12 protein-coding genes are annotated in these 6,876 nt (G+C 59.1%); 4 read left to right on the top strand and 8 right to left on the bottom strand.

All coding sequences use genetic code 11. The annotated features are described in order from the left end of the window. The 6 genes from LB545_RS28850 to LB545_RS28825 form a co-directional block, all read right to left on the bottom strand. Nucleotides 1-579 (bottom strand): thermonuclease family protein (locus tag LB545_RS28850; RefSeq protein WP_224706182.1); only part of this gene is annotated, 579 nt, incomplete at its 3' end. Nucleotides 580-643: 64 nt separating this feature from the next. Beyond that, nucleotides 644-865: a hypothetical protein gene (locus LB545_RS28845; RefSeq protein WP_140584528.1), complete on the bottom strand. Its 222-nt coding sequence runs from the start codon at nucleotides 863-865 to the stop codon at nucleotides 644-646. 653 nt (nucleotides 866-1,518) lie between these two features. Continuing rightward, nucleotides 1,519-1,809: a hypothetical protein gene (locus LB545_RS28840; RefSeq protein ID WP_224706181.1), complete on the bottom strand. Its 291-nt coding sequence runs from the start codon at nucleotides 1,807-1,809 to the stop codon at nucleotides 1,519-1,521. Nucleotides 1,810-1,857: 48 nt separating this feature from the next. Next, nucleotides 1,858-2,157, bottom strand: a complete 300-nt coding sequence (locus tag LB545_RS28835) for a hypothetical protein (RefSeq protein ID WP_348641473.1) — start codon at nucleotides 2,155-2,157, stop codon at nucleotides 1,858-1,860. Between the two features lie 118 nt (nucleotides 2,158-2,275). Continuing rightward, nucleotides 2,276-2,524: a hypothetical protein gene (locus LB545_RS28830; protein WP_224706179.1), complete on the bottom strand. Its 249-nt coding sequence runs from the start codon at nucleotides 2,522-2,524 to the stop codon at nucleotides 2,276-2,278. Between the two features lie 316 nt (nucleotides 2,525-2,840). Continuing rightward, nucleotides 2,841-3,161, bottom strand: a complete 321-nt coding sequence (locus tag LB545_RS28825) for a hypothetical protein (RefSeq protein ID WP_140584530.1) — start codon at nucleotides 3,159-3,161, stop codon at nucleotides 2,841-2,843. Between the two features lie 155 nt (nucleotides 3,162-3,316). On the opposite strand from LB545_RS28825, the gene LB545_RS28820 reads away from it, so the two are divergent. The 3 genes from LB545_RS28820 (at nucleotide 3,317) to LB545_RS28810 (ending at nucleotide 4,695) form a co-directional block, all read left to right on the top strand. After that, nucleotides 3,317-3,562 (top strand): hypothetical protein, encoded by a 246-nt coding sequence (locus LB545_RS28820; RefSeq protein ID WP_140584531.1) that lies wholly within the window; start codon nucleotides 3,317-3,319, stop codon nucleotides 3,560-3,562. 174 nt (nucleotides 3,563-3,736) lie between these two features. Further along, nucleotides 3,737-4,324 (top strand): GFA family protein, encoded by a 588-nt coding sequence (locus LB545_RS31250; protein ID WP_140584532.1) that lies wholly within the window; start codon nucleotides 3,737-3,739, stop codon nucleotides 4,322-4,324. Nucleotides 4,325-4,326: 2 nt separating this feature from the next. Beyond that, nucleotides 4,327-4,695: a YybH family protein gene (locus LB545_RS28810; RefSeq protein ID WP_140584533.1), complete on the top strand. Its 369-nt coding sequence runs from the start codon at nucleotides 4,327-4,329 to the stop codon at nucleotides 4,693-4,695. Between the two features lie 68 nt (nucleotides 4,696-4,763). Here LB545_RS28810 and LB545_RS28805 read toward each other — a convergent pair whose 3' ends face one another. Continuing rightward, nucleotides 4,764-5,171 (bottom strand): MucR family transcriptional regulator, encoded by a 408-nt coding sequence (locus LB545_RS28805; protein ID WP_140584534.1) that lies wholly within the window; start codon nucleotides 5,169-5,171, stop codon nucleotides 4,764-4,766. Between the two features lie 805 nt (nucleotides 5,172-5,976). Here LB545_RS28805 and LB545_RS28800 point away from each other — a divergent pair. Next, entirely contained in the window at nucleotides 5,977-6,258 is a 282-nt protein-coding gene (locus LB545_RS28800) for a hypothetical protein (RefSeq protein WP_181171900.1), read from the top strand. A 30-nt stretch (nucleotides 6,259-6,288) separates the two neighbouring features. Here LB545_RS28800 and LB545_RS28795 read toward each other — a convergent pair whose 3' ends face one another. Next, nucleotides 6,289-6,762, bottom strand: a complete 474-nt coding sequence (locus LB545_RS28795; protein WP_140500822.1) for an Lrp/AsnC family transcriptional regulator — start codon at nucleotides 6,760-6,762, stop codon at nucleotides 6,289-6,291. Between the last annotated feature and the right edge of the window lie 114 nt (nucleotides 6,763-6,876).

The raw sequence follows: 6,876 nt of genomic DNA, 5'->3' as shown, positions 1-6,876 counted from the left end.
TCTTCGCCGCCTCGGCCTTTGCCTGCTGCCCTGCATACGTGCCGTCGCTGTATTTGGGCCAGTCGAGCGCCTGGCCATGTTCGACCATCCATGCGGCGACGTCGGTCCGTCCGCACGCTGGCAGTTGGCTACAAAGCGGTTGTAGCGGTCCCACGCCACGAAAGTGCATGTGACCGGCCTCGATGCGGCCAAGAATCCGTCGAGTGCTGCCGCGACATTGGCGCCGCACTGGTAGCGAAAGCCCTTGGCGTCATGGCATCGTTGGGCTGACTCAGGCGCGTCAATGCCGTTCACGCCTACGCGGCGTCCGTGGATCTCTATCGTGTCGCCATCGATGACCGAAGCGACGCCGGCGATCGACGCCGGGCCCGGGCCCGGGCCGGTCCAGTTCGGGAAATTGAGCTCGGGCATGCGGTCGCTGTGCTGCATGACGAACTGCGCCACGAAGGCTGCCATCGCAGCCACGGTCACGAAGATCAGCCGCTTCGGAATGGCCGCCAATTGGCGGGCACGTCGCAGCTTGGCGCTGGTCCGATTGCGCCATTGGGCAGGCCGATTGTCGTGTCGATATTTGTCCAAACCCCACTCCCCGATGAGAGGATGCGGCTATTTTGGCTTGGAGTCCAGAAGCGCCTGTCGGGGCCTAAGCATTCGCTGCTAATCCGTGGGATACTTTGCACCAGAAGCGATAGTCACTTTCGCGACCGTCAAAATGTGCATGTAGCGCGCAGTGTGCTGCCGCAGTCGCCGCGCTCGACCCATAAAGCTCAACGGCCGCCTGCGCCATGCGTCTGGTGTCGGCAAGTTCCCATAGCGTCAACTCACCTTCAAGGCCGGCCAACAGATCGAGCTTTTCGACGTCCATTCAAGCATCGTGCACCGATTTCGCCAGCAGGGCAAACAATGGCGGCGACCTCAGGTCGTCGCCTACCGACAGTCGTTCGCGACCAAAGCCCGTCACTGCTTCTTAGTGACGGGTCTTCTAATGATAGATACCTGATCGCGCTTCCGCCGACACATAACTGTAACGGAGTAATCTGATTATTCATTCCGTGGGACAGTATGAGCAGGGGACTATGGACATGCAGCGTTCTTACAAAGGAACAGCATCGACCCATCTTTTCGGTCGAAATGGCGCAGCATTGGGCGCTTGGGCGAGCGCACGGGGCGTTAAAATCTATCAGCGTTCAAAGACGGTATGGATCGCGGCTGGCGGCCATAGAGGTCGCGATATGGAAGTAAAGGGGCGGTCGCCGGCGATCGCGATTGCACTATGGGTTGAGGCTACCCAGTACAGAGGCTCGATATAGGGCTGCGGCTTGTACAACGACGTACTTGGTGTCGTGCAGAGCCAAGGTGGCCGGCGCCTTACTTTGGGGGGTGGGTGGGGTAACCTGCCTTGGTGAGACGCCGGCCTGGCGGTTGGGGTCCGCCACAAATAGAATATCAGCAAAAATTGAGATTCGATGTTCCGCGATAGCGGAACGTCTGCGCGAGAGATGGCGGCGCTGGTCTCGACTAGTCGATCTCAAGCGGCTCGTGGTCGGGCTGTTCATGCCACATGGCCTGGCGCAGGTCGCGCATGTCGACCTTCTGGCCGCAGATTTTGCAGGTATAGAAGTTGTCCTCTTGGCGAGCCGGATCGCCACCATGCCGATGGCCGGACTTGGGCGGGCCGAGGTCGGATCGCTTGGTCACGGTTGCGCAAAGCTGCCGCCGGCGTCCTTGATAACCTGTGCGGTAGCCGTCGAATTTGACCTCGTGCAACCAGTCGTCACCCTCGGGCGGGGTGTCGACAAGCTCCGCCATGCCAGGGCGTCCATAGGCCTGCGAAGAAGAACAAAGGACGTTCCTCGTTCAGCGCGACCAGTAGTTCCGCTGAACGCCGGTTTCGGGGTCCTTGTCGCCAGGGGTCGGGGAGGGCTCGGCGAAGCTGGTTACGGGAACCACGCAGCGATGCTCGATCCTGACATATTGTTGCCAGTGGCCATATTGCGGATTTCGTATGTTCGTGGTGCCGAAGTCGGCGGCACCTTTCACGCGCTCGGCCGGCGTCGGCATCCCCCAAAGGAGATTGGCCAACTCGCGCTGACCATCCTGCGCGTTGCGAACTACCGGGCCAGGCCTGTTCGGATAGATGTCGATCGACGCTTCCAGGTTGCCGAGGACGTCCCGGAGGACATGCGTCCATTGGGGTATGGCCTCTTGGCTGGTGGTGAGATTTTAGAGCTTGCACATGTTTTGCCCCCCGAGTTGCGCAGGATCTCGGGAACGCTCAAAGGTCCAAGGTCGAGGATGCGTTTGTATTCGCCCGTGCGACGCCAGACACCGCGGATTTTCCACCCTCCCGATCGCGTTTCGGATCGAACATTTCGCCGCCAAAATGGTCAAGGAACGCCTTGGCCGCGGCGGGGTCGGCGAAGCAGTGGATGTGATAGTCCTCATATTTGCCGCTCGGCCATATCGCTTGCCCGTGCCCGATCTGTGGCTTGATGTTGGCGTCCTGGCAGAACTGCGTGATCAAAGTCAGGTTCCGGTCGGTGCAGATGTCATCCGGCAACGCTACCTTGGGACGGCCAATCCCGGTCAATAACCGATGGCGCCGGCGTGACGCGATTGCGTTTCGGCATCAGTGTGAGGTCGGCTTCTCGGTTGCTGCCTCCAGCGCGTTGATTGCGTCGCGCACAGCTCGGCGCTTCGGTTCGGTCGGCTCATCCGGTCGGAGATGGGGAAGGGATAGGGCGGTAAAAGCCATATACAGTCGCCAATCAGGTCGCGCATTGAAAGCTGGTCAACAACCTCGGCAGCAACCCGCCAACCCAGAATAGCGTCCTCCCCGTTCAACGTGTCCTTGCCATCTTGCTGGAGATGTTCGCGAAGCATTGCCAGCGCTGTTGAACGGTCTGCGAATGCGTCTCGGGATCGGTCAGCAACTCCAGGCTGATCGATATGGCCTTGCGGCTCTCCGGCCAGCCGTCACAACAGGCCTCCATTGCTGCCGCATGGGCTTGCCCCCAAGCACTTGCGGCGCGCGACGTCGAATGGTCGGGACCATCTTCGGGCGCACCGTTGATATCCCAACCCTCAACAGCGAAGGCGCCGTAAGCGGCTTCCTCAGGGGTGAAGCCAGCGCGCGCAAGTGCTTCCTCTGCGGCCGCCAAACCTGGCGAAATTCCTCGGGCGACGCGCCCGGAACTGACAGAACGAGGTCCACATCATGCTCCTTTGGTTATCCTGCGGCAGTGAACAAAAAGAGAACATTAGAGTCAAGAGCCTCTTGACGAGTGACACACTGGGCAAGGCGACCCGGCACAAAATGCTCGTCAAGGCGGAATGCAGCTGCGGCAACGTCCGCTACTGCCGTTCAGCCGACTCGATGATGGTCTACGGCGGTGGCATCGACCCGCTGTCACTGAAGTTCGATTGCAGCCGGTGCAAGCCGCAGGTGACGATCACATTGCTGGAACTGCATCCTGAGCATTTGCCGAAGCGCCTGGTGATCCATAAGCCGATGACGGTTGATGGCAAGATCATCTGGCACACCGAGCGGTTTCGGGGATGACAAAGACCAGCCCAGTCCGGACGGAACATTAGCTATCGCTAACGATTGACGTGTGCGGCAGGTGGTGCCCTCCATCGCCTGCTGAAGATCGGCCCCCCGATCGGGCCCGCGTCCTCCGCCGAGGCGCGGGCTTTCGGCGGCTGATCCTGTCTCATCCAAGGGTTTTTGAGGTGGATGCCCGCTCATCAAGATGTGGCTAATATTCTAGAGCGCGACCGCCGCTCTGACTTTTGCGGCGAAACACAGGGACCCGTTCACAGGAGGCAACAGGTGAGGCACGAAACAACGAAAGTCACTGGAGGATGTCTTTGTGGCAGCGTTCGATATGAAGCAGAGGTCTATCTTCAGAACGGCTATATCTGCCACTGCACCATTTGCCAACGCAGCACAGGCCACCCGGCTGAGATTACGGTCTTAGTAAAGGCCGGCACTCTCAGATATTTGAAAAATGGCCCAAAATACTATATTTCGTCGGATGACGGGAAACGTGGGTTTTGTGGGCATTGCGGGTCTCGGATCGTATGGCAGGCATCCAGGTGGAAGGATGACTGGTTGACGAATATCACGGTGGGCACCTTGGACAGGCCGGCCGAGGCCAGGGTCACCAGGCATATCTACACGGACACTCAGTTGCCTTGGTATCGTGTGTGTGAGGAGTTGCCGAAGCTAACTGAGAGTGATGCTGGAAGGCTAATCGAACTTCTCAGAGATGAGTTACGGCCGGAACTGCCGCGTAAGCTTGGCAACGAAGGAGAACTCTAGAGATGTCGATCCGCGATGAATTGCAGGAATTTTTGGACATCTATGTCGCTGCATACCGATCGAACGACGCCGCCGGTTGCGCAGCCATATTCGCACCTGACGGGGAAGTCCATTCGCCTTATGCGCCCCCGGCCCGCGGCCGCGCGGCGATAGAGTCGCTGCACGCCGTATGGACACAAGGCGCAGGCACCAACAAGACGCTTGCCGTAACGGAGGCGGGGAGCTCTGGCGACCTCGCCTGGTGTCTTGCGGCCTACTCAGAAGGTGAAGCGACGGGAAACGGAACATCACTCAGCGTCTTTGAGCGTCAGGCTGGTGGAGGCTGGTTGGTCCGGATGTGCAGTCTCAATTGCAGCGATGTTGGCGAGTGAGCGACAACTGATGACCACATCGTGATACCGGCAGTGGCCTGCCCAGTACAGGGCAGGATTAGTTCGCGTCAGGCGACTTTGGCCGTGCGTTTCGCAGGAGCCTTCTTCTGCGGAACCGGCTTGCGCCCAAGACCCGACGCCTTGGCCAGTGCTGATCGCGTCGCGGCATAGTTCGGCGCCACCATGGGATAGTCGGCAGGTAGGTTCCTCTTAGGGCGATATTCATCGGCCGTCATGCCAAGCTGACGAAGGTGGCGCTTCAGCGATTTGAACTTCTTGCCGTCGTCAACGCAGATGATGAAGTCCGGCGTGACCGACCTCGTTGGATTGACGGCGGGTAATAGCTCTGCGGCAGCGGCTGCCACAGGCCCGCTAAGGTCAGACAATGCCCGGTGAACCGACACAATGAGGCTTGGCAATTCGCTGACTGGCACCGGGTTATTGCTGACATACGCGGCAACAACATCAGCGGCCAATTCAACAACCTCGGGGCGCTATTGATCTGCCCTGGCAATTTTTGGAACTCCTATTGCTTATCGGTATGTGCGTCGTCTCGGCGCAGGAAAGTCTCGCTGACGTAGCGACATTTGCGACGGACTTGGACACGCTAGGAGCCGCACGGGAGTTCTGTGTAGTTGGCCATTTTTTCGTGTGCGCTCCGTGTGCACTGAGAGATCAAAACGTGGCGAAAAAGGGGGGTATTCTGGCGAAAATTCGTATGCACTCGGCAGGTTAACGATTTGATTTTAAAGAAAAATGATGAATCAAGGCCAAGGAGTGGCCGTGGCACCCATGATGGACTGGACGGACCACAGGAAGTCCATGGATCAACCCGAGGTCCAATGAGCGTGTCGTCGAAGGCTTATACGAACGTTCGACGAATTGGTTTGCCGCTGCGCTGCCGTTTACGCATGGTCCACGCCCACTGACGATCGCCGACGCCAGTCGGCAATCAGCGCCAGCTCGCCATTCCTCTGGACGAGGCCGCCGCCCAGTGGCGGCGATCGCCGTACGATCATCACCAGCGGGCACAGACTGATCATACTCGCACCCATCAACACAGATTGTTTTCCAGACAGCGCTCTGCAATAAATTTGTCATGCGCAACCTTCTGCGGGTGGCTACCACCGCCTTGCGAAGATGCCGTAGGCCAGGGACGACACGACGAATATCCTGGGCGTAACGCCCTTGGATCGTGGCTCACTCCACGTGGGTTCCCAACGTCCGGCCTCGCAGCGCACCGCTGCCCTCGCTGGACCCCAACCCGCGGGAGGTTATGCTATGCCCAAAATTCAATCCGATCGCCGTGGCGACAGTGCAGGTTTTGGCGACTTGACGCTCTGGGAGCTGGCCGACCCGGATGCCATGGCTCGGGCAGCTATCGAGCTTTATGGATCGAATGCGTCGACTGCCGCGGCACATTGCGCGCTGACAGCCCATTTCGATGGCCGCACGGGCGACTACCGCTTCTGGTGCACAGTTTTTTCGGAACTCGGTTGTGGCAGGGACCGAGCGGATCAGCATTCAAACAGCGGGATCAAACGCGTCTCTGACCATGCCTGAGACTCAGCATTGCCTGGCCAGACCATAGGCTCACGTGTCGATCGGGAGCCGGTTGGACCGCTTGATCTGGGCAAGGGCAAAGCTGGATTCGATCGAGGCAACGCCATCGAGCCGCGTCAGCTTTTCCTTGAGGAAGCGGTCATAGGCTTGCAGGTCGCGCACCACGATGCGCAGCAGATAGTCGCGCTGCCCGGTCATCAGATAGCAGTCGACGACCTCCGGCCAGCGGCCGATGGCCGTATTGAACCGCTCCAGTTCGTTCTCTCGCTGACGCTCTAACCTGATCGAGGCGAACACCGAGATTGGTAGATCAACGAGATCTTGGTCGATGAGCGCGGCGTAGCCCGTGATAACGCCCCTATCCTCCATCATGCGGACGCGGCGCGCGCAGGGCGAGGCTGAGAGGCCGACCTGATCGGCAAGTTGCTGCGCCGTCATTCTGCCATCGATTTGAAGCGCGGCGATGATCTTGCGGTCGATATCGTCCAGTCGGATTTTTGGCACAGATCAACACTCCTATCATCGATCTTGATCAAAGCAGCTAAACTAGGCGCCATAATCAGGCAAGTTTAGCGACAACTGGCTTTTACCTCGGCCTATGATTTCGATCGGTTCACC

This window comes from Mesorhizobium sp. BR1-1-6, assembly GCF_020165355.1.
In the GTDB taxonomy this organism is placed as follows: domain Bacteria; phylum Pseudomonadota; class Alphaproteobacteria; order Rhizobiales; family Rhizobiaceae; genus Mesorhizobium.
The sequence above is the reverse complement of the archived record's forward strand: the minus strand, read 5'-3'. Positions and strand labels throughout refer to the sequence as shown.